Origin of the sequence: Brevibacterium paucivorans (genome assembly GCF_016907735.1) — a bacterium.
In the GTDB taxonomy this organism is placed as follows: domain Bacteria; phylum Actinomycetota; class Actinomycetes; order Actinomycetales; family Brevibacteriaceae; genus Brevibacterium; species Brevibacterium paucivorans.
The window spans coordinates 976,910-1,002,648 of sequence record NZ_JAFBCP010000001.1 but is presented as its reverse complement, the minus strand read 5'-3'; the positions used below and the strand labels follow the sequence as shown (position 1 = coordinate 1,002,648).

Annotated in this window: 22 protein-coding genes; 13 read left to right on the top strand and 9 right to left on the bottom strand. The window is 59.5% G+C overall.

Annotation, left to right across the window (positions count from 1 at the left end; genetic code table 11):
- The first annotated feature begins 1 nt into the window (after nt 1).
- The 3 genes from galE (at nt 2) to pheA (ending at nt 2,923) form a co-directional block, all read left to right on the top strand.
- A complete protein-coding gene (galE, locus tag JOE56_RS04720) occupies nt 2–967 on the top strand; it encodes a UDP-glucose 4-epimerase GalE (RefSeq protein WP_204515055.1) in 966 nt (321 codons plus the stop codon).
- A 79-nt stretch (nt 968–1,046) separates the two neighbouring features.
- The gene (locus tag JOE56_RS04715; RefSeq protein WP_204515054.1) at nt 1,047–1,946 is read left to right on the top strand and encodes a DUF5926 family protein; all 900 of its coding nucleotides are present in this window, start codon (nt 1,047–1,049) and stop codon (nt 1,944–1,946) included.
- Complete coding sequence (gene pheA, locus JOE56_RS04710; protein ID WP_204515053.1) at nt 1,946–2,923, top strand: prephenate dehydratase; 978 nt, start codon at nt 1,946–1,948, stop codon at nt 2,921–2,923. The genes JOE56_RS04715 and pheA overlap by 1 nt, the downstream gene beginning before the upstream one ends.
- Nucleotides 2,924–2,970: 47 nt before the next feature.
- On the opposite strand, the gene JOE56_RS04705 is transcribed toward pheA, so the two are convergent.
- Nucleotides 2,971–3,213, bottom strand: coding sequence for a hypothetical protein (locus tag JOE56_RS04705; protein WP_204515052.1), 243 nt, complete (start codon nt 3,211–3,213; stop codon nt 2,971–2,973).
- Nucleotides 3,214–3,291: 78 nt separating this feature from the next.
- Nucleotides 3,292–4,362: an NAD-dependent epimerase/dehydratase family protein gene (locus JOE56_RS04700; RefSeq protein ID WP_204515051.1), complete on the bottom strand. Its 1,071-nt coding sequence runs from the start codon at nt 4,360–4,362 to the stop codon at nt 3,292–3,294.
- Nucleotides 4,363–4,580: 218 nt separating this feature from the next.
- Between JOE56_RS04700 and clpB the strand changes: the two genes are divergently transcribed.
- On the top strand, nt 4,581–7,205 hold the full coding sequence (clpB, locus tag JOE56_RS04695; protein WP_204515050.1) for an ATP-dependent chaperone ClpB: 2,625 nt from the start codon (nt 4,581–4,583) through the stop codon (nt 7,203–7,205).
- Between the two features lie 240 nt (nt 7,206–7,445).
- On the opposite strand, the gene JOE56_RS04690 is transcribed toward clpB, so the two are convergent.
- Nucleotides 7,446–7,829, bottom strand: a complete 384-nt coding sequence (locus JOE56_RS04690) for a MerR family transcriptional regulator (RefSeq protein WP_204515049.1) — start codon at nt 7,827–7,829, stop codon at nt 7,446–7,448.
- Between the two features lie 181 nt (nt 7,830–8,010).
- On the opposite strand from JOE56_RS04690, the gene JOE56_RS04685 reads away from it, so the two are divergent.
- The gene (locus tag JOE56_RS04685; RefSeq protein ID WP_204515048.1) at nt 8,011–9,534 is read left to right on the top strand and encodes a SulP family inorganic anion transporter; all 1,524 of its coding nucleotides are present in this window, start codon (nt 8,011–8,013) and stop codon (nt 9,532–9,534) included.
- Nucleotides 9,535–9,919: 385 nt separating this feature from the next.
- On the opposite strand, the gene JOE56_RS04680 is transcribed toward JOE56_RS04685, so the two are convergent.
- On the bottom strand, nt 9,920–10,705 hold the full coding sequence (locus JOE56_RS04680) for an exodeoxyribonuclease III (protein ID WP_204515047.1): 786 nt from the start codon (nt 10,703–10,705) through the stop codon (nt 9,920–9,922).
- 54 nt (nt 10,706–10,759) lie between these two features.
- On the opposite strand from JOE56_RS04680, the gene JOE56_RS04675 reads away from it, so the two are divergent.
- The 6 genes from JOE56_RS04675 (at nt 10,760) to JOE56_RS04650 (ending at nt 16,944) form a co-directional block, all read left to right on the top strand.
- The gene (locus JOE56_RS04675) at nt 10,760–11,548 is read left to right on the top strand and encodes an SDR family NAD(P)-dependent oxidoreductase (RefSeq protein ID WP_204515046.1); all 789 of its coding nucleotides are present in this window, start codon (nt 10,760–10,762) and stop codon (nt 11,546–11,548) included.
- A 355-nt stretch (nt 11,549–11,903) separates the two neighbouring features.
- A complete protein-coding gene (gene pyrE / locus JOE56_RS04670; RefSeq protein WP_204515045.1) occupies nt 11,904–12,485 on the top strand; it encodes an orotate phosphoribosyltransferase in 582 nt (193 codons plus the stop codon).
- 186 nt (nt 12,486–12,671) lie between these two features.
- Nucleotides 12,672–13,556, top strand: coding sequence for an ATP-binding cassette domain-containing protein (locus JOE56_RS04665; protein WP_204515044.1), 885 nt, complete (start codon nt 12,672–12,674; stop codon nt 13,554–13,556).
- On the top strand, nt 13,553–15,157 hold the full coding sequence (locus JOE56_RS04660; protein ID WP_204515043.1) for an ABC transporter permease: 1,605 nt from the start codon (nt 13,553–13,555) through the stop codon (nt 15,155–15,157). The genes JOE56_RS04665 and JOE56_RS04660 overlap by 4 nt, the downstream gene beginning before the upstream one ends.
- On the top strand, nt 15,154–15,774 hold the full coding sequence (locus JOE56_RS04655) for a TrmH family RNA methyltransferase (RefSeq protein WP_204515042.1): 621 nt from the start codon (nt 15,154–15,156) through the stop codon (nt 15,772–15,774). Before JOE56_RS04660 ends, JOE56_RS04655 begins: the two co-directional genes overlap by 4 nt.
- A gap of 48 nt (nt 15,775–15,822) precedes the next feature.
- A complete protein-coding gene (locus JOE56_RS04650) occupies nt 15,823–16,944 on the top strand; it encodes an LppM family (lipo)protein (RefSeq protein ID WP_204515041.1) in 1,122 nt (373 codons plus the stop codon).
- An 85-nt stretch (nt 16,945–17,029) separates the two neighbouring features.
- On the opposite strand, the gene JOE56_RS04645 is transcribed toward JOE56_RS04650, so the two are convergent.
- The 3 genes from JOE56_RS04645 to JOE56_RS04635 form a co-directional block, all read right to left on the bottom strand.
- A complete protein-coding gene (locus JOE56_RS04645) occupies nt 17,030–18,115 on the bottom strand; it encodes an NADP-dependent oxidoreductase (RefSeq protein WP_204515040.1) in 1,086 nt (361 codons plus the stop codon).
- Between the two features lie 91 nt (nt 18,116–18,206).
- Complete coding sequence (locus tag JOE56_RS04640) at nt 18,207–19,358, bottom strand: acyl-CoA dehydrogenase family protein (protein ID WP_204515039.1); 1,152 nt, start codon at nt 19,356–19,358, stop codon at nt 18,207–18,209.
- A gap of 71 nt (nt 19,359–19,429) precedes the next feature.
- Nucleotides 19,430–20,614 carry an acyl-CoA dehydrogenase family protein gene (locus JOE56_RS04635; RefSeq protein WP_102238926.1) on the bottom strand — a complete coding sequence of 395 codons (1,185 nt, stop codon included), beginning with the start codon at nt 20,612–20,614 and terminating at the stop codon, nt 19,430–19,432.
- Between the two features lie 154 nt (nt 20,615–20,768).
- On the opposite strand from JOE56_RS04635, the gene JOE56_RS04630 reads away from it, so the two are divergent.
- Nucleotides 20,769–20,996: a PLDc N-terminal domain-containing protein gene (locus tag JOE56_RS04630; protein ID WP_204515038.1), complete on the top strand. Its 228-nt coding sequence runs from the start codon at nt 20,769–20,771 to the stop codon at nt 20,994–20,996.
- Between the two features lie 23 nt (nt 20,997–21,019).
- Here the strand turns inward: JOE56_RS04630 and JOE56_RS04625 are convergent, their stop codons facing one another.
- Nucleotides 21,020–22,477, bottom strand: coding sequence for an MFS transporter (locus tag JOE56_RS04625; protein ID WP_204515037.1), 1,458 nt, complete (start codon nt 22,475–22,477; stop codon nt 21,020–21,022).
- A gap of 164 nt (nt 22,478–22,641) precedes the next feature.
- Here JOE56_RS04625 and fbaA point away from each other — a divergent pair, with 164 nt between their 5' ends.
- Complete coding sequence (gene fbaA, locus JOE56_RS04620) at nt 22,642–23,664, top strand: class II fructose-bisphosphate aldolase (protein WP_102238928.1); 1,023 nt, start codon at nt 22,642–22,644, stop codon at nt 23,662–23,664.
- 502 nt (nt 23,665–24,166) lie between these two features.
- On the opposite strand, the gene JOE56_RS04615 is transcribed toward fbaA, so the two are convergent.
- Entirely contained in the window at nt 24,167–25,711 is a 1,545-nt protein-coding gene (locus JOE56_RS04615) for an alanine/glycine:cation symporter family protein (RefSeq protein WP_204515036.1), read from the bottom strand.
- Nucleotides 25,712–25,739: the final 28 nt, after the last annotated feature.

Sequence of the window (25,739 nt, the reverse complement as noted above, 5' to 3'; positions counted from 1 at the left end):
CATGACAGTAATGGTCACCGGTGGCGCCGGATATATCGGATCCCACGTTGTGCGACTGCTACACGAACGAGGCGACTCCGTAGTGGTTGTGGACGACATGTCCAACGGAATCGCCTCACGAATCGAGGGGTTGCCACTTGAACGGATCGACGTATCGTCCCACACGGCACCTGAACAGTTGGGCGAGGTCATCAAGCGCTACAACGTTGACTCTGTTGTGCATTTCGCCGCTAAAAAAATGGCGGGGGAGTCAGTCGAAAAGCCACTCAAGTACTACCGCAACAACGTGGCCGGACTGGCCAACCTGCTCGAAGCACTTGTGGCTCATGACGTCAATAGGTTGGTTTTCTCTTCATCTGCCCTGGTGTACGGAATGCAGGACCGGCTCCTGCTGGCAGAAGAAAACGTGGGACAACACCCCTCCAATCCATACGGTGAAACCAAGCTCATTGGCGAATGGATGATCGACGATGTTGCCGCGATATCCGACCTGCGGGCGATCAAACTCCGCTACTTCAACGTGGCAGGTGCAGGCTGGCCGGAACTCGCCGACACTGCCGTTCAAAATCTCATCCCCATTGTTCTTAACCAAGTAGAAAACGGGGAACAGTCCGTGATCTTTGGGGACGACTACCCCACAGATGATGGAACATGCATCCGCGACTACATCCACGTCAAAGATCTGGCTGAAGCACACGTGGTCGCGCTCGATGCGCTCGAAGCGGGGTCCAACCCGCAGTCGGTCTACAACGTGGGAACCGGCAACGGGTCCAGCGTGCGTGAAGTCATCGCCGCACTTTCCGATGCGCTGGGACGTCCCATCGACGCGGTGGTTGGCGACCGTCGCCAAGGTGACCCCGCACGCCTGGTGGCAGACGTCACCGCAGCTAGGCAAGACCTCGGCTGGAAAGCAGAATACGGACTGAAAGAAATCGCCCAAAGTTCTGTTGAAGCCCGCGGCCAGTAACGCTCGCGTTGGCGTGCATTGGAGGCGCGTAGCGTAAGCGCAATGTGTGGGGCTGGCGGTCTTTGCTTAGACTAGGCCCATGGGAAAAAAGTCCAAGAAGTCAACAGCTGATGTCATTGCCAAGCGCCTGGCGCGCCAACAGGCCGCTGCGTTCGTTCCACGCCCGTTCGAAGGCCTGCCGTTTGAAACCGACCTGGTGAGCCTGCGCGAACTGGTCCCAGCTGCAACCGCAACCGCCAAACTGACAGAAGAATACGGTGGTGACGACGTCACCTTCGCCACCCTTCTGCCCGCTGCATGGCAAGCCATGAACCGCCAAGACGGCGTGCTCATGGCCGGACTGCAAACCCCACACAGTTCCCCCGACCCATCGCGCGACCTCGCCGCGGCGATCCTTAAGGTCAAGGAACAAGGTCCGGGCGCATACGCCGAACCCAACTCCAACCCAGGTGAGGGGCCGCGCCTGCAAGACATTCTTGACACCTCGGTGCCGTTCAAAGTCACGGTTAAAGAAACGTTCGACTACTGGTTGCCAGAAGAAGTGGACCTGCCAGAAGACTCCGCGTTCAGCGAAGAGCAGCTGCGCGAGGGCCTTGAGCAGGCCAACCAGCGCATCAGCCCCACCGAAAAACTCGTGGCTGCGGAAGGCTGCTACTGGACCGAAATGGCCGGCCGCTGCTACGTGCGGTGGGCGTTCACCGAACCAGAAGACACCGTCATGGACGGACTGGCGCGCCTGCACGCGGCAGGTGAGAACAACCTCGGCGGGCTGGGCAAGTACCTGGGGTGCTTCCGCGCCCACGGAATCGTGATCCCTGTGTGGGAACTGAACGAGAACCAGACTCCTGACGACGTCGACGCGGTGCTGGGTGACTTCGCGAAGAAGCTCCACGCGGCCATGGAAGAGACCGGGTCGCTGACTCCAGAGCAGCGTCGCGCGAAGTCCGGTGTGGTGTCGCGCCAGCTGACCATCCGCTAATGAAGGTTGCTTATCTGGGCCCGGCCGCAACGTTTACTGAGGCAGCCCTGCTGCAGCTGATCGAATCGGGGGATGTGTGGGCCGGTGGTGCTGGGACTGTCGCTGACGGCGGTGGTGACGCTGAAGGGCGCGGGCAGATTGAGCGCGTGCCTGTCATCAGCGCCAACGTGGCGCTCGACGGGATAGCCAGTGGTGTGTACGATGCAGCGGTCATGCCCATTGAGAACTCGCTCGAAGGTGGCGTGCCCGCGACCCTTGATGCGCTGATGCGTGTGGGGCATGCGCGTATCGTGGCTGAAACCGTGGTGCCCGTGCGGTTCGTGCTGGCGGTGCGACCGGGGACTGCGCTTGCCGACGTGCAAGCGTTTGGCACGCACCCGCACGCCGAGGCGCAGACCCGCGAATGGACGGGTGCGCACCTGCCGGATGCCCAGTTCATGCCTGCGCCGTCGACCGCTGCTGCGGCTAAGCAGTTAGGGGCGGGTGAAGCGCCGTTCCACGCTGCGGTGTGCCCTGAGCTGGCGGCTCAGACGTATGGCTTGGAGGTTCTGGCGGAGGATATCGGGACAGCGAAGAACGCAATGACCCGGTTCATCCTGGTTAAACCGAACCCGCAGTTGCCTACTCCCACGGGGGCGGACAAAACCACGATCGTAGCCACGTTGGCGACCGATAAAGCGGGTTCGCTGCTGGGGTTGCTAGAGCAGTTTTCGGCCCGGCGTGTGAACTTGTCGCGCATTGAGTCGCGGCCAACTGGTGACGGGCTCGGGTTGTACAAGTTCTCGATCGATATTTCCGGTCACGTGCAGGAGCCGCGAGTTGCGGAGTCCTTGGCTGGCGTTCACCGGATGGTGCGCAAGCTGCAGTTCTTGGGTTCGTACCCTGCAGCCGACGGTATCCCGGTTGAGGTCGACTCAACGACCACGGCGTCGAGTTTTGACGATTCGAGCGCGTGGATTCGTTCGATCCTGGGGTGAAACTGCGCAAAGTGAGCGAAACTGCGCAATATAACGTGTCGTTTCGCTCACTTTCCGCCGTCTGGCGCCGTGGCCGTACGAGCTTCTTGGGCTCGGTCAATTTGAACGTTGACAGTAATGTCTTCGTATGCGGGACCGTCCTCTGTCCACGCTTCGATGATGCCTCGAGCCTCGTCTGTAACAGCTGAGAGGCTGGTCGCCTGTCCTGTAGCGCTGAGGGACGGAATCGTAAAAACCCATAGGTCGCCTCCACGGTGGGCGACCACGTCGTAGTCCGTTTTCATGCTCATCAGATCCACTCCTTCGTGATGACTATGAGTGTATGCGTGTAGAGCAAATGCGTCAGGCCCAGCGCCGCACCCGCTCCACTACTCGTGGTCTTCGGGCAGCTCACCCGTGCGAGGCGCCAAACCCTGCACCGGGTGCACGCCCAGCAAAGTGTTCAAACGTGAAAGATTCAAAGTGCGGTCATGCACCAACTGCCGCACTGCAAACCGGGTCAGCAACGGCCGAGCCTTCGCGCGCGCCTTCTTCAACACCTCGGGATTCTGACGAGCCATCGCTTTCTCAATCTTTTTAGCACCGCCAGCCATTTTGGCCTTGTGCTCCCACCACCAGGCCTTGAGCTTGCTCAGGTCAGCAGGCATTTCCTCGAACTTCACAATGTTGTGCGACTCGGAGCGGGCCAGGATCGTGTTGATGGCCTTCTGCAGTACATACGGCTCGGGGTCACCCACGTTGATAGGCCCGTTGATGTGGGGGTTCTTGATTGCCGCCTCAACGGCGGCAACCGCGTTGTCGATGTGGCACAGCGTAATCCGCTTCTTACCTCCGGCCGGCAAAGGCAGCACCCCATTTTCGACCCGCTTCAGGATGTACGGCATGGTGTTCCTGTCGCCAGCGCCGTAAATGGGGCCGGGGCGCAAAATGACAGCGTCGGGGCGCACGCGGTGAACCACCCGCTCGGCCTCCACCAGCGACCGCTCCAACTCCGAGGTGTACCGCCCCGCCGTCACCAACGCGGACTCCTCGTACGCGCCGTCCAGATCCACCTGCGGGTCATAAACAAGAGCGCACGAAAAGTGGATGAAGTGAGTGTTCGGAAACGCGTCAAGCACATTGCGGGTGCCCGTCACATTCACGGCGTGGGCATAACTCGAGGTCATCCAGTCGTTCATGCAACCGGCAGTGTGGACGACCGCCTGGGCGGCGTCCGCGCGTTCTTTAACCACCTCGGGCGCGGGGTTGCGAATATCCCAATCAAGGTGCCATACGCCGGGACGCTTGCGAGTGTTAGGCAGTCCAATGTCGCCGGTCAGAGGCTCAGCGAAGTCCGGGCACGTGCGACTCAGGCTGATAACTTGGTGCCCACTTTTTGCTAGCGAACGCGCAACCGCGCCACCCACAAAACCTGAAGCGCCGGTGACCACAATGGACATGAAACCTCTTTCTCGTGTACTCGCTCTTTAGGTTATCGCCTTCGGTTGCTGACGTTGCACGCACACACAGCCAAGGGCCCATCGAAAGCGATTTTCTCGCACAACTTCACGCACTTTTTCACCCGATTTTCAAAGTTGAGCGGAATAGACTCAACCCTGAGAGTGTTGAAGATTTCAGAAGCTCAAACTCTGAAGCTTAGAAGTGTGAAAGGAATCTTATGGACGCTAAATTTACCTCGCGTTCGCAGGAGGCTCTGTCCGCTGCCATTAAGGATGCGGTCAACCGTGGCAACAACCAGGTTGAACCATCGCACCTGGTCAGCGCCCTCCTCGAACAGAAAGACAGTATCGCGGGTGCGCTCGTCACCGCCCTTGGTGCCGACCCAGCCGAAATCGCCCGCGAAGCCGCAGCCTTGTCAGCGGCACTGCCGTCGCTGTCAGGCTCGACCGTGAGCCAGCCGCAGCTCAGCCGCCAGGGTCTGCAGCTCATCAACAACGCTGAGCGCGAAATGCAGGGCCAGGGCGACCAGTTCGTCTCCACGGAACACCTGTTGCTGGCGGCAACCCAAGGCACCGGTGAAATGGGTCGTGTTTTAACCGGCCGAGGTGTCACCCGCCAAGCGCTGTTGGACGCGCTTCCCAGCGTGCGTGGGGGCAAGAAAGTGACAAGTGAAAACCCGGAGGACACGTTCCAGTCGCTGGCGAAGTTCGGTGTGGACTTAACCGCGGCGGCGCGTGAAGGCAAGCTGGACCCGGTGATTGGGCGTGACTCTGAGATTCGGCGCGTGGTCCAGGTGCTTTCGCGCAGGACCAAGAACAACCCGGTTCTCATCGGTGAACCCGGTGTGGGTAAAACCGCGGTGGTTGAAGGCCTGGCCCAGCGCATTGTGGCCGGTGACGTGCCTGAGTCATTGCGCAACAAAACGCTCATCAGCCTTGACCTGTCTGCAATGGTCGCGGGTGCGAAGTACCGAGGTGAGTTCGAGGAACGCCTCAAGGCTGTCCTGGAAGAGATCAAGGCTTCCGATGGGCAGATCGTGACGTTCATCGACGAGATCCACACGGTCGTAGGTGCCGGTGCTACGGGTGATTCTGCGATGGATGCGGGCAACATGCTCAAGCCCATGTTGGCTCGTGGTGAGTTGCGCCTGGTGGGTGCGACCACGCTGGATGAGTACCGCGAAAACATCGAAAAGGACCCAGCTCTTGAGCGCCGGTTCCAACAGGTGTTCGTGGGTGAGCCAAGCGTCGAAGACACCGTGGCGATTCTGCGTGGGCTCAAGGAGCGTTACGAAGCGCACCACAAGGTGACCATTTCAGACGGCGCCTTGGTTGCCGCTGCCGCTTTATCCAACCGCTACATCACTGGGCGTCAGCTCCCGGATAAGGCGATCGACCTGGTGGATGAGGCTGCGAGCCGTCTGCGCATGGAGATCGACTCTGCTCCCATTGAGATCGACGAGCTCCAGCGCGCGGTCGACCGTTTAAAGATGGAAGAGATGGCCCTGGTCAACGAGTCCGACGACGCATCGAAGGAACGTCTGGAAGCCCTGCGTGAGGACCTGGCTGACAAGCAAGAGAAACTTGCTGGGCTCAACGCCACGTGGGAGGCGCAGCGTGCTGGCCTCAACCGCGTGGGTGAGTTGAAAAAGAAGCTGGATAACCTGCGTAGCCAGGCTGAGATCGCGCGCCGAGACACCGACCTGGAAACCGCCTCGCGCCTGCTGTACGGCGAGATCCCTTTGGTTGAAAAGGAGATCGCCCAGGCTGAGGCTCAGGAAGCTAAGCAGGCTGCCAGCAACGACGCCGCTGGCGCTGGCAAGCGGATGGTGAATGAGCAGGTGGGTTCGGATGACATCGCCGAGGTGGTGTCCGCCTGGACGGGTATCCCCGCCGGACGTCTGTTGCAGGGCGAGCGGGAGAAGTTGCTGCACGCCGAGGACGTGATTGGTAAGCGTCTCATTGGGCAGAAGAAGGCTGTTGAGGCTGTGTCCGATGCGATCCGCCGTTCGCGCGCAGGCGTGTCAGACCCCGACAGGCCCACGGGTTCGTTCCTGTTCTTGGGACCCACAGGTGTGGGTAAGACGGAGCTTGCCAAGTCGCTGGCGGACTTCCTGTTCGATGACGAGCGTGCGCTGGTGCGTATCGACATGAGTGAGTACGGCGAGAAGCACAGTGTGTCGCGCCTGGTGGGTGCGCCTCCGGGGTATGTGGGTTACGAAACCGGTGGCCAGCTGACCGAGGCGGTGCGTCGCCGGCCGTATTCGGTGGTCCTGCTTGACGAGGTGGAGAAGGCTCACCCCGATGTGTTCGACATTCTGTTGCAGGTGCTCGACGACGGGCGTTTGACTGACGGTCAGGGACGGACTGTGGACTTCCGCAATACGATCTTGATTTTGACGTCGAACTTGGGTTCGCAGTTCCTTGTAGATCAGAATTTGGATGACAAGCAGAAGCGTGACTCTGTCATGGGTGTAGTGAACGCGGCGTTTAAGCCGGAGTTCCTCAACCGCTTGGACGACATCGTCATGTTCGATGCTCTGAGCACCGAGGACCTCACGCACATCGTGGACCTGCAGATCGCGTCGATGCAGAACCGCTTGAGTGAACGTCGCCTGACGCTTGTGGTCACGCCGGCTGCCAGTGAATGGTTGGCGCTCGAAGGCTACGACCCAGCGTACGGTGCAAGGCCGCTACGTCGCTTGGTGCAGCGTGAGATCGGGGACAAGCTGGCTAAGGAGATCCTGGCCGGACACATCCACGACGGCGACACCGTTACCGTGGACCGCGGGGATGAGTTCGCAGGCGAAGGCCTGCTCATCTCTTCCGCAGGCGAACGGTAGGGGAGTGTTACGGTAGCGCTGGTCCGCCGAGGAGGCAGACGGCTGGTCGGGTCACCTCGGCCGAGGTCGGCTGGCTCCAGTGCCTGAGTGTGCCGTGTGAGGACTTCTTCGGCTGGGGGCGATTGCTGTGACCATCAACCCCCTCTACTGCGAGTCGGAGTTCTCCGTCGATGCTGTGCGGTATCTGTTGGCGAACCCGCTCTACGCTGGCGCAACTAGCGTATCGGAGCTGGCTCGTGCTCAGTCCGAAGAATGCTCGATCAACTGCGCGATGAACTCGTCAGCCGCGTCAAGTTGCTTGGCGAGCTTCATGCGGCGCTTCTCCGCGTCAGCCCGGAAGTCGTGCAGCTCCCTGCGGGCGCTCTCGGCGGCTGCGTTGTCTCCGTCGGCACCGTCCAGGGCGCGGAGGAGATCGCCCATCTGCTCCAGCGAGTACCCCAGGGGCTTCATCCGGCGGATGAGCATGAGCCTGTCACAGTCTCCCTCTGTGTAGAGGCGGAAACCACCTTCAGAGCGCCCGGAAGGCGTCAACAGCCCGATCTCGTCGTAGTGGCGGATCGTGCGCAACGACAGCCCGGTCCGCTCAGCAAGCTCTCCGATGTGCATCGTCCCGGTTCTGGACATGGTGCAACTCCCTCTCGATTCGCTCCAAACCCTCACGTTACGTTAGAGTTGACTTCGTGCCCGCGCCTTGTGCCGGGCATCCTCCCGACTGCCGGACCCCGAGCTGGGCGGCGACGGGCGCGCGCACACACTTCAATGTGTGTCACATCCGACCCACCCAGAGCCTTGGAGGCCAGCCCCCATGACGACAGCGGCCATGACGACCGATGACCGGAGTCGGTACCAGCCCGAACCCTCAGTGCTAACCGCGCTGAAGACGCCAAGGATCCTCGCTCGTGAGGTCCTGGGCGGCCTTGTGGTCGCGCTTGCACTGATCCCCGAGGCAATCAGCTTCTCGATCATTGCAGGAGTCGATCCCAAGGTCGGATTGTTCTCCTCCTTCGTTATGGCTGTAACCATCGCATTCGTCGGTGGACGTCCCGCGATGATCAGCGCGGCGACAGGAGCGATCGCCCTAGTCATTGCTCCTGTGGTTCGTGAGTACGGGCTGGACTACCTCATCGCCACCGTGTTGCTCGCGGGCGTACTACAAATCGTACTAGCGGTGTTCGGGGTGGCGAAGTTGATGCGGTTCATCCCCCGCAGTGTCATGGTCGGCTTCGTCAACGCCCTGGCGATCCTGATCTTCATGGCCCAGGTACCCGAGCTCGTCGACGTGCCTTGGGCAGTCTATCCACTCGTTGCCGTGGGGCTCGTGATCATGATCTTCATGCCGAAGATCACCAAAGTGATCCCCGCCCCACTGGTGTCGATCGTGCTAGTCACCGCTGCCGTGGTGGTCTTCGCCATCAACGTGCCCGCCGTGGGAGACAAAGGAGAGCTGCCACGCAGCCTGCCCGAGCTGTTCATCCCGGACGTGCCGCTCACGTGGGAGACACTGACGATCATCGCTCCCTACGCGCTTGCTATGGCGCTCGTTGGACTGATGGAGTCACTGATGACAGCCAAGCTGGTTGACGATATCACCGATACGCACTCGAACAAGACCCGTGAATCCTGGGGGCAGGGTGTGGCCAACCTCGTCTCCGGCTTCTTCGGCGGCATGGGTGGCTGCGCGATGATCGGGCAAACATTGATCAACGTAAAGGCCTCCGGAGCCCGCACCCGCATTTCTACGTTCTTCGCCGGTGTATTCCTGCTTGTGCTCATCGTGGTTCTCGGAGATGTCGTGGCGATCATCCCCATGGCGGCACTGGTCGCAGTGATGATTATGGTCTCGGCCGGCACATTCGACTGGCACTCGATCAAGCCTTCCACATTGAAGCGGATACCTAAGTCCGAGACGACCGTCATGGTCATTACGGTGGCAGTGGTCGTTGCGACCCATAACCTTGCGATTGGTGTCGTCGTCGGGGTGTTCGTCGCGTCGGTGATGTTTGTGCGCCGTGTCGCCCATCTCATCGACGTGCGTCGCGAGGTCACCGAGCAGGGCGACGCACCTGTTGCGCACTACACGGTCGATGGGCAGCTGCTGTTCGCCTCCAGCAACGATCTCACCACAATGTTCGAGTATGCCGACGACCCCGAACGCGTGGTCATCGACCTCACGAAGTCGCACGTCTGGGACGCCTCGACTGTCGCCGCGCTCGACGCGATTGAGGCGAAGTATGAACAGCACGGCAAGAGTGTCGAGTTCGTCGGCATGAACGAGTACACGACCGCATTCCACGCGCGGCTCACGGGAGGACTTGGCAACGGGCACTGACGTCATCCGCGTTGCTCGCTGTCGCGATGGCAACTGCGGCTCAGCCGTGGGCGGCAGCCTGCTCAGCTGGTGTCATGACTCGGATATGCGCTACGGGTTGCCGGTCAGGGTGGATCCGGGTGTGCGAAAAAGACCATATTGAACCGTTTAACCACCAGGATTCCCAAAATGGTGGGTTGAATGTGGTGGAGAATTTGCATCCGTTGTGTAAGCGGTATCATCAACGAATACCAAGCAATCGGACACGAAACCGCCTACCGCACTGAAACTGAGAATGCTCAGGAGGCAGGGGAAGTGTTCAACGGTGACACCCGCCCAGGCAACCCAGCGAAGAACCACCACCATTCTGATCAGACTCGCTCTAGACCAAAACCGGAGCAAGCGCCTACAGCTGGTAATCCACCCACACTGGGGCGTGGTCAGAGGCCCCCTTGCCCTTGCGCTCCTCACGGTCGATGAACGCGTCCGTCGCACGTTCGGCAAGCTCAGTCGACGCCAGCTGGAAGTCAATGCGCATCCCTTGCTTCTTGGGAAAACGCAGCTGCTGATAATCCCAGAACGTGTACACGCCAGGGCCAGGCGTGAACTGGCGGGTCACCTCGGTCAGACCGGCAGAAATCAAACCATTGAACGCATCGCGTTCAGGCTGAGACACGTGCGTGGCGCCCTCAAACGCGGCCATATCCCACACGTCCTCATCCAACGGCGCCACGTTGAAATCCCCACACAATACAAACGGCACGTCCTGCTCCATCCGTGCCAAGGCTTCGTTACGCAACTGCGCCAACCACTCCAACTTGTACGCATAATGCGGGTGGTCCAGCTCGCGCCCATTGGGCACATACAGCGAATACGTGCGCACGTCGCCGGTTACGGCCGAAATCGCTCGCGCCTCTACCTGGTCGTCATCCCCGAAACCGGGTATGCCCTCAAACCCGACCTCAACATCGTCGAGCCCCACGCGGCTGGCCACAGCCACCCCATTCCACTGATTGAGCCCATGGAACGCCACCTGGTACCCACGATCCTCAAAAATATGAGCCGGGAACTGTGCATCCTTACACTTCAGCTCCTGGATCGCCAACACATCCACATCCGACCGGTCCAAAAACGCGCCAATCCGCTCGGCCCGAGCCCTGACAGAGTTCACATTCCACGTAACAATTCGCACCCACTCACCATATCGTTGAAGGACCACCCCACAACCACCTCGGAGGTCTAAACCGTGGACACGCCTTCCCAAGGACCCAAGTCGCGCACCACCCCGCCCCGCACTGACTCCCCACCCCGTGCCCTCATCACCGGCGCCACCAGCGGAATCGGGCACGCGTTCGTCCACCAGCTCGTAGCCGAAGGCTACGACGTCATCGCGGTCGCTCGCACGCAGAATGACCTCGAACAGCTGGACGCTGAACCCCTGCCCGCCGACCTCTCCACCCACCTCGGCATCACCACAGTCGTCCACGTACTGGAAACCCGCCGGGTCGACGTTCTCATCAACTGCGCCGGGTTCGGCGTGCGCACCTCCACCCTGGACACCCCTGTGGACCAACTCACCGCCCAGTCGATGGTCATGAACGAAGCGGTGCGCACGCTCAGCTGGCACGCGGCAAAGAAAATGGTCGCCCGAGGTCGTGGCGGCATTGTCAACGTCACTTCTCTGGCCGCGGTGACGACGCAAGGAACTTATGCAGCCGAAAAAGCGGCGGCCACCATCTTTACCGAATCACTCGCTCACGACCTGCGTGGCACCCCCGTCACGTGCACCGCCGTGCTTCCTGGATTCGTCTCAACCGAGTTTCATAAACGCATGGGCGTAGGCCGTGAATTCCCTGACTGTGTGTGGATGGAGCCGGCGGAAGTCGCCCGGATTGCTTTGCGGGATGCTCGCGCCGGTAAGACCATAAGTGTGCCCAGGGTGGGCTACCAGGTCTTATATGCGCTTTCGCAGGTCACACCTCGGCCACTCTTGCGGGCGCTTAGCGGTGGTTTTCAATGGAAACGCACCCGGTGACGAAGGTCCGCACCAGGGGAATTTTGGCGGCTCAGACAGTCTTTGCGACCGGCATTCGCGCAGGTGAGTACCCGTACGACACGACTTTTATCTAGACCATCAAAAAAGTAGGGTCAAGATCACTAAAAATGATCGCGAAAAATTTGTTGAGATCTGAATTATCTAATACAATTTTGCTACGTAGTTCCGGTGGGGATCGGAGCTACACAACGGACGTATGGGGATGCGTCCGGGTACTCGAGGGGAGTATGACAAAACCCCGGGCTTGATGGTTAACGTCGCCCGGGGTTTTGCAATTCACCGGACGCGCTTCACCCATACGCACCACCCTCACGCATGTCAGTAGACTGGAACCATGACGTCACGTACACCTGAACAGATCGCTCAGACCAAGTCACAGCTCCTTGCCCTCATTGACGAACTCGCCGTTGTGCGCGGCAAAGTCACACTGTCATCCGGCAAAGAAGCTGACTACTACCTCGACCTCCGTCGCATCACCCTGGACCACCGCTCTGCTCCACTGGTCGGCGACGTCATGCTGGACCTTTTCGAAGAACACGGACTGCGGAAAGACCTGGACGCTGCCGGCGGACTCACCATGGGCGCAGACCCAGTCGGTACCGCCATCATGCACGCGTCCGTTCAACGGAACACCCCCGTTGACGCGTTCGTTGTCCGCAAACAAGCCAAAGAACACGGCATGGGGCGCCGGGTCGAAGGCCCAGACGTCAAAGGCAAGCGCGTCATCGCAGTAGAAGACACCTCCACCACCGGCGGTTCAGTCCTCACTGCAGTCGAGGCGCTACGTGAAGCCGGCGCAAACGTCGTCGCCGTCGCCGTCGTCATGGACCGTGGCACCGGCGCAAAAGAACGCGTCGAAGCTGAAGGACTCCCGTACCTCATCGCACTGTCAAGCGCAGATCTGGGCCTCGAGTAAAGGCCCAGCGCCACGGTCACAGCCACCGCCCGGCGCAACTGTATGTGTCTCCCTGAGAGATGACACATAACGCCAACACGCTCAGGGCGCTACAGTGGGTTCTCGGACGAAACGTGCACTGTGCTGCTAGAGACTCCCAGAGACACTCTTAGCTACGCCTAGATACACAACGCAAAGGACTACCCAGTGCTGGAACTTTCAGACATAACAGTGAAAACGGAGCGCAAAACGTGGCTCCGTGACATCAGCCTCAGCGTCGAATCAGGACTGATCACTGGCGTGATCGGCGCCCGCGGCTCAGGGAAGACCGAACTGGTCCGGGCAATCATGGGCCTCATCGAAACCGACTCGGGCACCATCACCCTCGAAGATCGCGAACTGGGCTACGGGGACCGCCAGAACTTTGGTTACTTGCCAGCCGAACGTGGCGGGTACCCTCACATGAAGGTCATGGAGCAGATCGTGTACTTTGCACGCCTGCACGGCATGACGCTGGGAGCCGCCGAACGCAACGCTGTCACGCTTCTGGCTCGCCTGGATCTGTCCGACCGCGCCTACGCACCCCTCCACAACCTCTCCGGTTCCGAAGTCGCGTGCGTGGAAATCGCCTCGGTCATTGCGGCCGACCCGGACGTAGTCGTCCTCGACGAACCCTTCACCGGGCTCGACATGAAGTCGGCAGACCTGGTCCTCTCCCTCCTCCGTGACCACGCAGAATCCGGCGTGCCGGTGATCTTCACCTCCGACGACTGGGACGAAACCCAGCGGTACGCTGACCAAGTCGTGGTCCTGAGCCACGGCGAAATCGTGGAACATGACGACGTTGAAGCGCTGCGCAAGAAGGGCAAGCCCACCTACCGCGCTGAGTTTGTGAACGAAAAGGGTGCTAAGGACGCCGAGGCGGCCCTCGCCGAAATCGTTAGCGGCGACTTTGTACGCAAAGGCTCCATCGTCGAATTCCAGACGAGCGACATCAACCGTGCGCTCAACGCCGTGAACGGACTGAGCGGACTGCGTAACTTCACCACGCAGCCGGCAAACCTCGAAGAACTTTTCAAGGAGCGTGTATGAGCCAGGACAAAAGTTCAAAGAAGCCAAAGATCGACATCTCGACAACCTCTGGCAAATCTTCCAAAGACAGTGCAGACCTCAGTGGTGTCGGGAGCACCAGCGCTACCCCGGTAGACCCGCACAACATGGCGCTTGAACTTCCCACCGACGACGGTTCCATGACAGAGGCGACGGTTGTCACCTCGGACGACCTTCCCGAGGAACTCCGCGACACCCGCCCCACCGACGACGGACCCAAAACCGGACTGGTGTCAGAGTTCCGCGACCTGACCTTTGGGCAGAGCGCGTTCCTCGTGTCCAACCGTGAAACCTCGGCAGTGTCGCGTAGCCCCATCTTCTACCTGACCACGTTGGTCATCGGTCTGGTAGTGATCGCGGGGCTGATCTTTGGTGTGCAACGCGCCAACCAGCTGTCGGCCGAATCCGGAAACGGTACCATCGCCACCGTGGGCATGGGCCAACAAGCCGCCCAGATTGAGCAGCAGACTGGGCTGAAAATCCACGACACTAATTCGCCACAAGAGGCAGAACAGGCGGTGCGTGACGGCAAAGCCGACGCCGCCTTCATCGCGGACCCCACCGGTATGGGCGCTCCTAAGATCATCGCGTTGGACAAGAAGCCAACCCGCGTTCTCTCCGCACTGCAGCCAGAACCAGAAGTCACATACCTGGAACAGCCAGCAGTGAACTACCAGGTCGCTCAGCCTGTTGCGATCGGCTTGGCGGGACTGTTGATCGCCGGAGCCCTCACGCTCGCGTTCGCCATGTATACCAACCTGCGCGTGGAAAAGCGCCACCGGATCGGCGAGGTCCTAGCAGCCACCATCCCACCAAAGTCCTCAGCAGTAGGACGTGTTCAGGGCCTGACCACGCTCAGCGTCGTGTACGTGCTGGTCGCAGTGGCGATCCTGTTCATGGGCATGTCCGTGACCTCGTTTACTGGTCAAGCAATCGCCATGCTTCCGGCAATTGGCTGGTTCGCCGCGCTGTACCTAGTCACCGTGTGCGCAACCCTGGGTCTCTTCCTGTGGGCTTCCAACATTGTGGGGCGGCGCGCTCGCCAAATCACGATTGGTGTGGTGTGTGCCCTGGTGATCGTGGGTGCGTTCCTCCCCCTGATCTTCGCGACCAACCCCGCTGTGATGAAGGTCCTGGTCTACGTGCCGTTCACCGCGCCAGTCGCCAACGTGCTTCACTTCCTGGGTGCTAACGCCGAATGGTGGCACGGCCTGCTCGCAGTGGGCATCAGCCTGCTGTTCGCGCTGATCGTTGTGGCCATTGCGGCCGCTTCGTACCAGGCCAACCTGTTGCGCGGAACCGGCCGCGAGACCTTGTCCGCCAGCCAGAAGAAGCGCCTCAAAGAGCGCTCGAATGACTCTGGTTCTGACAAGGATGACAAGGCCTCTAAGGACGACAAGGCCTCGAAGAAGGAAGAAAAGAAAACCGCCGAGGTGGATTCGGAGTCTGACTCGAAGAAGAAGGTTGGCGCTAAGGCCGGTGCGAAAGCCGGCGCCAAGGCTGACGAGAAAACCGGCGGGAAGACCGGCAAGAAAGCCAGCGCGAAAACCGGCAAGAAGCCTTCAGCAGGCGACGACAAATGACGGAACACCAGATCGGGGTGGGGCCCTGGGAAGGGCCCCTTCCTGATCACGACCGCTACGACCCGGAACTGCTAGAACAAGGCGACCGGCGGAATGTGATCGACAAGTACCGGTACTGGACACTTGAAGCGATCGTCGCCGACCTTGACCGCACACGACACGGGTTTCACGTGGCAGTAGAAAACTGGCAACATGACCTGAACATCGGCTCCGTCGTGCGCACCGCCAACGCATTCAACGCCGCCGCGGTACACATTGTGGGGAAGAAACGGTGGAACAGGCGTGGCGCTATGGTCACCGACCGTTACCAGCACATCTACCACCACGAAACGGCTGAGGCTCTTGCACAGTGGTGCAAGGACCGTGAACTCCCGCTCATCGGGATCGACAACTTCCCTGACTCGGTTGCTCTGGAAACCTATGACCTTCCGCGCGATTGCGTGTTCCTCTTTGGTCAAGAAGGACCTGGGCTCACCGAGGAAGCGCACCAAGCGTGCGAAGCAGTTCTTTCGATTGAACAGTACGGTTCAACCCGATCCATGAACGCCGCCGCGGCCGCAGCAATCGCAATGCACGCGTGGATTCGGCGTTGGGAATTCGGCCAGGCTGTAACCTAGATAACGACACACGCTCACGTTGGAAAGCAGGCAACCTTGGGTGCAACATTGACAGCAACATCACGTCACCGTTCCGGCCCCACTCGTATCAAGAAAGCAATCGCATGCCTCCTGGCTGTGGTGTGCGCATTTGCGTTGAGCGCGTGCGTCAAACTCAACAGTGACCTCAAGATCTCCAAAGATCTGCTGATCAGCGGTTCGATTCTGTTCCAGGTCGATTCCACGGCATTTGAAAGTCAGCTCGGGCAAGCTCCCAATGTCCAAGACGAGATTCAAGAGATACAGTCGAAGCTTCCACCCGAAGTGACTGTGAAAGAAGCGTCCGACGACGTCTATAAGGGCTATGAACTCACGTTCACCAAAATGAAGCCCGAAGACTTCACTGCATTCTGCGAAGAACAGTTGAACGGGGCCTTTGGGCGCGACATGTCGATTGAGAAAACCGACAACGGAACCATCAAGTTCTCGATGGCGAACCCGCTGACCATGGATCTCGGGGGCGCGTATGGGTCAGGTAACCCGTTTTCCAACCCGTATTTGGGAACCGGGAGCACTCCTTCTGCCAAAGGAATGATGGATGAGTCGATCATCAAGTTCACCTTCCCCGGCAAAGTCATTTCAGCAGACGGCGCCGATGTCCAAGGCAAAACAGTCACCTGGAATCTCAAGACCTATGACGGAGAAACGCTGACCGCTGAAGCTAAGGCAAGCGGATTCCCGTGGCTCGTGGTCATCATCGTCGCGGTCGTTCTGGTGATCCTCTTGATCGTTGGTGGCATCATCCTGCTGGTCGTGATGTCCAAGAAGAAAAAGTCCAAGCAACCGCAACAGCCTGGGTTCCCAGGGGCTTTTCCACCCGCCGGTGGACAACCTGGCGGCGGATACCCGGCCGGTGGAAGCCAGTTCGCTAGTCAGCCGGGCGGACAACCTGGCGGATACGGCTCTGCGACACAGGGCGGATACGGCTCTGCACCGCAAGGAGGCTTCCCACCTGCCGGCGGGCAAGCCGGTGGTCAACCTGGTGGTGGCCAGTACGGAAGCCAGCCGGGTGGGTTCGGTTCTGCCCCACAGGGTGGATACGGTTCTGCGCCACAACCGTATAACCCGTCACAGGGTAACCCTGGCAACTCTGACGGACGGTTCCAGCCTCCTCCACCCGGAGCGTACTGACAAGATAAGCGCTCACAATAAGCACTGACAAGGAAAACCCCGGAGCACTCGCACGTGCCCCGGGGTTTTTCGATCAACACAACCGTCAGTCGGAGAACTTCACAATGGTTTTACCGAAGTTCTTTCCTTCCAGCATGCCCACAAAAGCATCGACCGTGTTCTCAAACCCGTTCGTGATGTCCTCCAGGTACTTCACCTGTCCAGAAGCCACCCATTCGGTCATGTCCTTCAAGAACTGTGGCTCAAGGTCGCGAACAAACTCGGACTGAATGAACCCGCGGATGGTCAGCGACTTAGCCAGCGACAGCATCATGAGTTTCTCCATACCACCGGCAGGCGATGGGTCGGTTGTCCCGTTGTAGTTGGCCACAAGACCGCACACCGGCACACGCGCAAACGTGTTGAGCAACGGCATGACAGCCTGCCACACCGTGCCACCGACGTTCTCAAAGTACACGTCGATACCTGACGGTGCAGATTCCTCGCCAGCACCTCGGCGGCTTACGACCGCCCCACCGCGCTCAACCCACGAACCCTTACCAACTGCATCACGCAGGTTCTGTTTGAAGTCCGGGTCACGGTGGTCTGCGCACACGTCGAACCCAAACTCACGCAACTGCTCAACCTTCTGCGGGCCGCCAGCGATACCCACCGCGCGGGCACCCTTGATCTTCGCAATCTGACCTACAGCGGAACCAACGGGACCGGTCGCCGCGGCAACCGCAACGGTCTCACCCGGCTGTGGCTTCCCGATCTCCAACAGGCCCGCATACGCGGTGAACCCAGGCATTCCCAAAACACCCAAGGCCGTGGTCACCGGCACAACATCCGGGTCCAACTTACGCACGTACTTGGCACGCTCCACCGAGTACGTCTGCCAACCGCCGTACCCCAACACAATGTCACCGTTACTGAAGCCGTCAGCGTTGGAGTCGACGACCTCGGCGACGGTGGCACCCACCATCACCTCACCCAACTCAACGGGCTTGGCGTACGACTTCGCCTCCGACAATCGCCCCCGCATGTACGGGTCAAGCGACAAGTACAAGGTGCGCAACAACAGCTCGCCTTCACCGGGCGCGCGCACCGGGATCTCCTTGACTGCAAACGTGTTGGCGTCAGGAGCAGCCGTGGGGCGCTCATTCAAAACATATGCTTTCGAAACCGTCATTTTCACTCCTTTGAGTGTTCACCTGTTCTGGACAAAAATCTAAAGATAAAGGGCCCCAGCGCACAACAGCACCGGAGCCCTTCCATGCAGACTACTTGAGGTCCGCAGCTTCTGGCTTGATGAGGCCACCCAGAGCGGAGAGCTCGCGCGTGACTTCTTCCTTCGAGTCAAACGTTCGTGGAATCACCGTCAGGCGCTTGGCGTAGTGACCAATGGGGTATTCCATGGTCATACCGATTCCACCGTGCATCTGGATTGCTTCCTGCGAAATCAGGCGGGCCGTGTCGTCGATGACGTACTTGGCGGCCAGGACATCGCGGTGGCGGGTCTCCGAGGTGCCGTCTGGGTCCTGCGTGATTGCCAGCTTGGCGTACAGGGCCATCGACTTGGCGAACTCGAGTGCCGCGTACAGGTCGGACGCGCGGTGCTGTAGCACCTGGTTGACACCAATCGGCGCACCGAACTGCTCACGGGTCTTCAGGTACTCCGCCGTCATCTTGAGGGACACTTCCATGGCGCCTACGGCCTCGGAAGCCAGGGCCGCGTTAGCGATGTCCAGCACGCGCTGCACGGCGTCCTGCACGTCCTGTCCCACAAGCGTGCCCAGCTGGGTGGCTGGGGCGCTGTCAAAGGTGACGTGCGCTGTGCTCAGGCCGTCGGCCTGCGTGCGCTGGTCCACGGTGACACCCTGCGCGTCGGCCTGCACCAGGTACAGGGCCAGACCCTGCTCCGACTGTGCCGTGACCACGAACGTGTGCGCCTGCGCGCCACCTACAACGTTGCTCTTTTCACCACTGATCTGCACCTGACCAGAGCCCACGGCCTTGGTCTGCGGTTCGGTCACGTCGTAGAACGAACCAGGTTCCTGCGCGGCGAACGCCATACGCGTTTCACCAGCTGCGACACCAGGCAGGATTTCCGACTTCTGTTCGTCGGTTCCAGCGATGTCCACGAGCCCACCGCCCAGGACCACGGTTGGCAGGTACGGTTCAAGCACAAGTGCGCGGCCAAACGCTTCCATGACCACGGCAACTTCAGCGAATGTCATGCCCGCGCCACCGTGCTCTTCGGCAAACGGCAGACTCATGAGCCCCAGTTCAGCGAACTGGTTCCACATGTCTTCGCTCCACCCGGCGTCCGAGGTGCGGATCGCTTCGCGGGATTCGGCGTCGTACTTTCCTTTCAGCAGGCGACCCAGGGTTGCACCCAGCTCCTGCTGTACATCTGTGAGTTCGAGATCCATTTTTGTCCTCTTGTTCTAAACTCGTCGCTTCGTATTTCTACGCGGCTGTTCTAGCTGTCTGAGCTGGCTGGTTACAGGCCCAGGATGGCCTTGGAGATGATGGAGCGCTGAACTTCGGAGCTACCACCGTAGATGGAGACCTTGCGGTAGTTGAAGTAGTGCGGCATTGCGTCGCCGGCGCCGTGGGGCAGAGTCTTGCGAACTTCATCAGAGTCCACGAAGTCCAGTCCCTGTGGGCCAACCACGTCGAACAGAAGTTCGGTGATGTCCTGCTGGATCTGGGATCCGCGCAGCTTAAGTACCGAGGAGCGTGGGTCTGGGCGGTCCATGCCCTTTTCCTGCGTGGAAAGGACCCGCAGCTGGGTGAATTCCAGTGCCGTGAGTTCCGCTTCGATCTTGGTGATGCGTGCTGCGAACAGTGGGTCGTCAAGCAGGGTTCCCGCCGAGGTCTTTGTCGCCTGCGCGTAAGCCTTCGCCCGGGCGAGGGCCACCTTGGACTGACCGATGCGGGCGATTCCGGTGCGCTCGTTGCCCAGGAGGAACTTGGCGTAGGTCCAGCCCTTGTTCTCTTCACCCACCAGGTTTTCGACAGGCACTTCAACGTTGTCGAAGAACACTTCGTTGACTTCAACGCCACCGTCGATGAGCTGGATAGGACGAACCGTCACACCAGGGGTCTTCATGTCGATGAGCAGAAACGAAATACCGGCCTGCTTCTTCACGTTGGGGTCGGTGCGGACCAGGTTGAAGATCCAGTCACCGTACTGACCCAGGGTGGTCCAGGTCTTCTGACCGTTCACAATGTAGGTGTCGCCCTTCTTGACCGCCGAGGTCTTGAGGCTTGCCAGGTCAGATCCGGCGTTTGGTTCCGAGAATCCCTGTGACCACCAAATGTCGAGGTTCGCGGTAGCCGGGAGGAAGCGTTCCTTGATTTCCTGTGAACCAAACGTGTCAATAACCGGTCCCACCATGGAAGCGTTGAACGGCAGTGGGGTGGGGACGCTGGCCAGCTGCATTTCTTCGAGCCAAATGTGGTGCTGGACGGGAGTCCAGTCCTGACCGCCGAATTCCTGTGACCAGTTAGGAACCGCGTATCCGTGCTTGTTGAGGATCCGCTGCGTGGTCACGATGTCGTCTTTGGTCATCTCTTGACCGATTGCGTTACGGAAACGAATGTCCTCAGGGATTTCCGTGCGGTAGAAGTGGCGCATCTTCTCGGCAAATTCGAGTTCTTCTGCGCTCAGAAGGTTGTCCATGCCTATCCTTTCGAACGGGGACTTACATAAGTCGTTCGGTAGCGGTGAACTTGACTAAACAGTCGTTCAGTTAATGCCTCATTCTATGGTGTGGGACACACTTTGGCGAAATCCGTGCGCGGTTTGCGCGCCCACAGAATGGTAATCTTCTTTCATGGGTGTGATCATTGCTAATCCGCTGGTACCGACTGCCGGTGAAGTTGCCATGTATGGCGTATCAGTGCTGGCGCTCGTCCTCGCAGTCGTCGCACTATTCGACCTTCTTCGTGTCAACCACATAAGCGGTAGTAATAAAATCCTGATCGCGTTGGCGATCATTGTTCTGCCCATTGCCGCGCCAGTTGCTTGGCTGTTTATGCGGTGGAAAACGAGCATGCGCTGACCTGTTGGCAGTGCGCTGTCATGTCATGCGCGGGTGCGGGTGCGCGCCGCCGGCACCCTGAGCATCAGTACCAGACCCAGCGCCAAAACAATCATGATCCCCAGGCCACCGGCACGCTGGAAACCAAAGATGGTGACGCACAGCGCGAACAGTGCCGGGCCTAAGAAACTCACCGCACGGCCAGTTGTTGCGTAGAGCCCAAAGTTCTCACCCGCCCGCCCCGGTGCGGTGATGCGCGACAAGAACGACCTCGAGCTCGCCTGCACTGGCCCCACAAACAAACACAGCCACATGGCCGTCACCCAAAACACAGTCTTGTTCTCACTGACCAAAATGGGCACGCACCCGGCAATCAAACAGATCAGGCCGGTCACAATCACGGCCTTGGGCCCCAGCCAGTCGTCGAACTTGCCCGCAATCAGACACCCCACGCCAGCCACAACGTTGGCGGCGATACCCAAATAAATCACCTCGGAACCGGAGAACTCATACGCCCCCGCCGCGATCACGCCGGCCATCGCAAAAATCGTGGCCAGTCCGTCGCGGAAAATCGCGGAGGCCACAAAGAACACGAACGTCGACCTCTCCACCTTAAACAGCTCCGCCAGCCGGCGAATCACCCGCGCATAGTCAGCCTTCCACGCGGCGAACCCTCGTAGCTCGCGCGAGGTCGGGCGCGCAGGGGCAGTGTCGTCTGGGCTGGCGTACTCTGGGTCAGCAACACCGAGACCAGCGTCACCGGAACCAGAGTCACCGAGGGCGGGCCGGGCAGACGTCCGCTTCGAAAACACGAGAGGCAGACTAAAGATCAGGAACCACACTGCAGCCAACACGGCAACTAAGCGGAAACGCAAGCCACCTTCGTCGGTTGCGCCAAAGAGTCCCACCTCGGGCTGAATGAGGGTGAACAACGCAATGAACAACAGCGCAAGCCCGCCCAAATACCCCATGGCCCAACCCACATTCGACACCGTACCGGCATTTGCTGGAGTCGAGATATGGGGCAACATGCCGTTGTACGACACCTGCGCGATCTCGAAAACCACCTGCGCAATACACAGAATCACCAGACCAGGCACAAAGTATGCCGGCGAATCCTTCACAAAGAACAAGGCCCCCATCAATGCCACCACGATCATGGTGAATGACGTAACAGCGCGGTGGTGGTTCGCTTTCGCATCCGCCCGAACCCCGGCGGCCGGCGCAATCACGGCCACCAAAAGACCCGCAAGCGCGGTGACAAAACCCAGCGCGGCCGTCCCCGAATCATGGTCACCTGCCACCTTGGACGTGAGATACGGGGTGAACACGAACGTGATGATGACCGCGTTGAACGCCGCCGAACCCCAGTCCCACAGCGCCCACGCCACAATCGTGGACCGGGTAGCGGGGGCAGGTGCCTGTTCCGGAGCCGCTGCCGGGTTCGCCTGCGCGGGTGGATTGCCGGCGTGCGGGGATGCCGAGGTGTCCGAAGGTTCCATACTCAGAACTGTATGCGATCAAAGTAGGTCCACGACCGTGTTCCGTGGGTGGTGTACCACTGCGGTGGCTGGCTCATGTTTTCAGAACCTAAAGTTCGGACTGTGTTAAACAGACCGTGACATACTGACAGCAAGCATCCATTTGGTACCACGAAGGAGCGTACATGCCAATCGCAACTCCCGATGCGTATGCGAACATGATCGACCGCGCAAAAGCAGAAGGTTTCGCATACCCCGCCATCAACGTAACGTCCTCACAGACAGTGATCGCGGCTCTTCGCGGATTCGCTGAAGCACAGAGCGACGGTATTTTGCAGATGTCGTTCGGTGGCGCCGAATACGCATCCGGTTCGACAGTGAAGGACAAGGTCACCGGGTCAATTGCGCTCGCAGAATTTGCCCGCGTGGTTGCCAAGAACTACGACGTTACAGTGGCGCTCCACACCGACCACTGCCAAAAAGACAAGATCGACACCTGGGTTAAGCCGCTCATCGCCGTCAGCCAGGAACGTGTCGACCGCGGTGAAGACCCACTGTTCAACTCGCACATGTGGGACGGTTCGGCCATTGAAGTACCAGAGAACCTGGACTTGGCCGCTGAACTGCTCGAACTCACTCACAACGCCAAGCAGATTCTGGAAATCGAAGTCGGCGCTGTTGGTGGTGAAGAAGACGGTGTCACCGGCGAAATCAACGACAAGCTCTACACCACGGTCGAAGACGGTCTGGCCACCGTTGAAAAGCTGGGCCTGGGTGAAAAGGGCCGCTACATCACTGCTTTGACCTTCGGTAACGTTCACGGTTCGTACAAGCCAGGTCACGTGAAACTGCGCCCTGAAATCCTCAAGGACATTCAGGAACAGGTGGGTGCCAAGTACGGCAAGGACAAGCCGTTCGACCTGGTGTTCCACGGCGGTTCGGGCTCCACCGCGCAGGAAATCGCTGACGCTGTGAGCTACGGCGTCATCAAGATGAACATCGACACCGACACCCAGTACGCGTTCAGCCGCCCGGTCGTCGACCACATGCTGAAGAACTACGACGGCATGCTCAAGATTGACGGCGAAGTGGGTAACAAGAAGATGTATGACCCGCGTGCATGGGGCAAGCTCGCCGAGGCGGGAATGGCCTCCCGTATTGTCGAAGCCGCCCAGCAGTTGGGTTCAGCTGGTAAGTCACAGGGCTAGGCCCTCCAAAACAGGGCTAGTTTTCTCAGACCCTCGCTAACGCACTGGGGGCACCTTCTTGCGAAGGTGCCCCTCCAGTGCGTTTGAAACGGCGCAAAGCGAGCAAGACTACGCAATATAATGCGCCGTTTCGCTCGCTTTGCGCCGTGTGGACTTGGCTTTATGCCCAGGATCGCTTCACTTGGACTGTTCCACCAAGCAGATGTGACACGCCAGGCAGACATGACCCACCAAGCAGGTGCCACGTCACCACGCGCACAAAAACCGTTTACCCACCACCCCTCGAACAAGGTTGGTGGGTAAACGCCCTTTTTGTTCGTTTTGTTCACGTTTTCGGCCCAAAATCGGCTAGTTACCCAACACATCAAACGAAAAACATCTCACTTGTGGTGGGTAACTGAGGGGCTATAGGCCCAGACAAGGGGAACGGAGACCCGACACGTCACCACACAAAAAGTCTCGGGACATCGAGTGAACGATGTCCCGAGACTTCACAGGTTATTTATTTTGCGTCGGGGGCCTTTTCGTCTGCCACCGATGAACCAGAGCCGGACTCGCGGTCAGCGATTTCTTCCCAGAGGTCAGCGTTGGCGATTCCCGCCTCGGACGGACGGAAAACCGGGTCCTTGCCCAACTTGCGCTGACGCTCAAAGTCACGCAGAACCTTGAACGCAGGCTGCTGCAGAATCAGGATCGCAATAATGTTGAGCCACGCCATGAGCCCCACACCCACGTCACCCAGAGCCCATGCGGAACCTGAGTCGGTCGTGGCACCCACAACGCACGCAACCAGAATGAACAACTGCAAGAAACGGAAGCCCACCTGACGAACACGAACGTTCTCGATCTTTCGGAGGAAGAACGCCAAGTTCGTTTCGGCCATGTAGTAGTAGGCCACGATCGTGGTGAACGCGAAGAATGCGAGCGAAACCGCGATGAACGACGAACCAAGCCCCGGAATCACGGTGTCGAAACCGTTCTGCGCGAAGGCAGGTCCCACCTCGGTATCAACCGGAAGGTTTCCATGGCCAGCGTGGAACAGCTGCGTTCCCGCCGCGTCAGAGAACACGTTGTACATTCCGGTGGACAGGATCATGAACGCGGTCGCTGAACACACGAACAACGTGTCGATGTACACCGAACCAGCCTGGACAAGACCCTGCTTGGCCGGGTGTGAAACTTCGGCCGCCGAAGCTGCGTGAGGACCGGTTCCCTGACCGGCTTCGTTGGAGTAAATACCACGCTTCACACCCCACGAAACCGCAACACCCAACATGGCACCAAACGTGGAGTCCACCCCAAATGCTGACTGCACAATCAGCGAGAAAACCGCAGGAATTTGGTCAGCGTTGACGAACACAACCACGATCGCACCCAGGATGTAGATCACTGCCATGAACGGAACAACCAGGGATGCGAACGTGGCGATGCGCTTGATTCCACCAACAATAATGAAGGCCAGAAGGATCGTGATGATGACGGCTGGAACCCACTTAGGCCAGTTCCATGCCTCTGCGGCCGCTGAAGAAATACCGTTTGCCTGAACTCCTGGAAGAAGGAAGCTCGTTGCCACAACAGTGACAAATGCGAAAACCATGGCGTACACGCTAAACAGGCCCGAAGCCTTGGTGTGACGGTAGGCGCGTTCGATGAAGAACGCGGGACCACCTCGGTACTCGCCAGTGTCCCGGTCACGTTCCTTATAAATCTGGCCCAGAGTCGATTCGACGAAAGACGTGGACGCACCAAAGAACGCAACGATCCACATCCAAAACACAGCGCCGGGTCCACCGAAGGCGATAGCGGTAGCAACACCAGCGATGTTTCCCGTTCCCACACGCCCAGCAAGCGACATGGCGAGGGCCTGGAAACTGGACACTCCAGAGTCACTGCCTTTTCCGGTGAACATGTACGTGAAAATCGAGCCGATCTTGCGAAGCTGCACAACCCGTGAGCGGATTGTGAAGTACAGGCCGGCAATCAGGCACAAGTAGACGAGCGCGGGTGACCACACTACGTCGTTAATCGCGGTAACGACCGCATCCATACAAACTCCTTGGACAGGTACAAGAACA

What these genes read in the sequence shown, in the direction of transcription:
- galE (WP_204515055.1), top strand. Translation starts at nt 2, where the DNA reads ATGACAGTAATGGTCACCGGTGGCGCCGGATATATCGGATCCCACGTT.
- JOE56_RS04715 (WP_204515054.1), top strand. Translation starts at nt 1,047, where the DNA reads ATGGGAAAAAAGTCCAAGAAGTCAACAGCTGATGTCATTGCCAAGCGC.
- pheA (WP_204515053.1), top strand. Translation starts at nt 1,946, where the DNA reads ATGAAGGTTGCTTATCTGGGCCCGGCCGCAACGTTTACTGAGGCAGCC.
- JOE56_RS04705 (WP_204515052.1), bottom strand. Translation starts at nt 3,213, where the DNA reads ATGAGCATGAAAACGGACTACGACGTGGTCGCCCACCGTGGAGGCGAC.
- JOE56_RS04700 (WP_204515051.1), bottom strand. Translation starts at nt 4,362, where the DNA reads ATGTCCATTGTGGTCACCGGCGCTTCAGGTTTTGTGGGTGGCGCGGTT.
- clpB (WP_204515050.1), top strand. Translation starts at nt 4,581, where the DNA reads ATGGACGCTAAATTTACCTCGCGTTCGCAGGAGGCTCTGTCCGCTGCC.
- JOE56_RS04690 (WP_204515049.1), bottom strand. Translation starts at nt 7,829, where the DNA reads ATGTCCAGAACCGGGACGATGCACATCGGAGAGCTTGCTGAGCGGACC.
- JOE56_RS04685 (WP_204515048.1), top strand. Translation starts at nt 8,011, where the DNA reads ATGACGACAGCGGCCATGACGACCGATGACCGGAGTCGGTACCAGCCC.
- pyrE (WP_204515045.1), top strand. Translation starts at nt 11,904, where the DNA reads ATGACGTCACGTACACCTGAACAGATCGCTCAGACCAAGTCACAGCTC.
- JOE56_RS04660 (WP_204515043.1), top strand. Translation starts at nt 13,553, where the DNA reads ATGAGCCAGGACAAAAGTTCAAAGAAGCCAAAGATCGACATCTCGACA.
- JOE56_RS04655 (WP_204515042.1), top strand. Translation starts at nt 15,154, where the DNA reads ATGACGGAACACCAGATCGGGGTGGGGCCCTGGGAAGGGCCCCTTCCT.
- JOE56_RS04645 (WP_204515040.1), bottom strand. Translation starts at nt 18,115, where the DNA reads ATGACGGTTTCGAAAGCATATGTTTTGAATGAGCGCCCCACGGCTGCT.
- JOE56_RS04640 (WP_204515039.1), bottom strand. Translation starts at nt 19,358, where the DNA reads ATGGATCTCGAACTCACAGATGTACAGCAGGAGCTGGGTGCAACCCTG.
- JOE56_RS04635 (WP_102238926.1), bottom strand. Translation starts at nt 20,614, where the DNA reads ATGGACAACCTTCTGAGCGCAGAAGAACTCGAATTTGCCGAGAAGATG.
- JOE56_RS04630 (WP_204515038.1), top strand. Translation starts at nt 20,769, where the DNA reads ATGGGTGTGATCATTGCTAATCCGCTGGTACCGACTGCCGGTGAAGTT.
- JOE56_RS04625 (WP_204515037.1), bottom strand. Translation starts at nt 22,477, where the DNA reads ATGGAACCTTCGGACACCTCGGCATCCCCGCACGCCGGCAATCCACCC.
- fbaA (WP_102238928.1), top strand. Translation starts at nt 22,642, where the DNA reads ATGCCAATCGCAACTCCCGATGCGTATGCGAACATGATCGACCGCGCA.
- JOE56_RS04615 (WP_204515036.1), bottom strand. Translation starts at nt 25,711, where the DNA reads ATGGATGCGGTCGTTACCGCGATTAACGACGTAGTGTGGTCACCCGCG.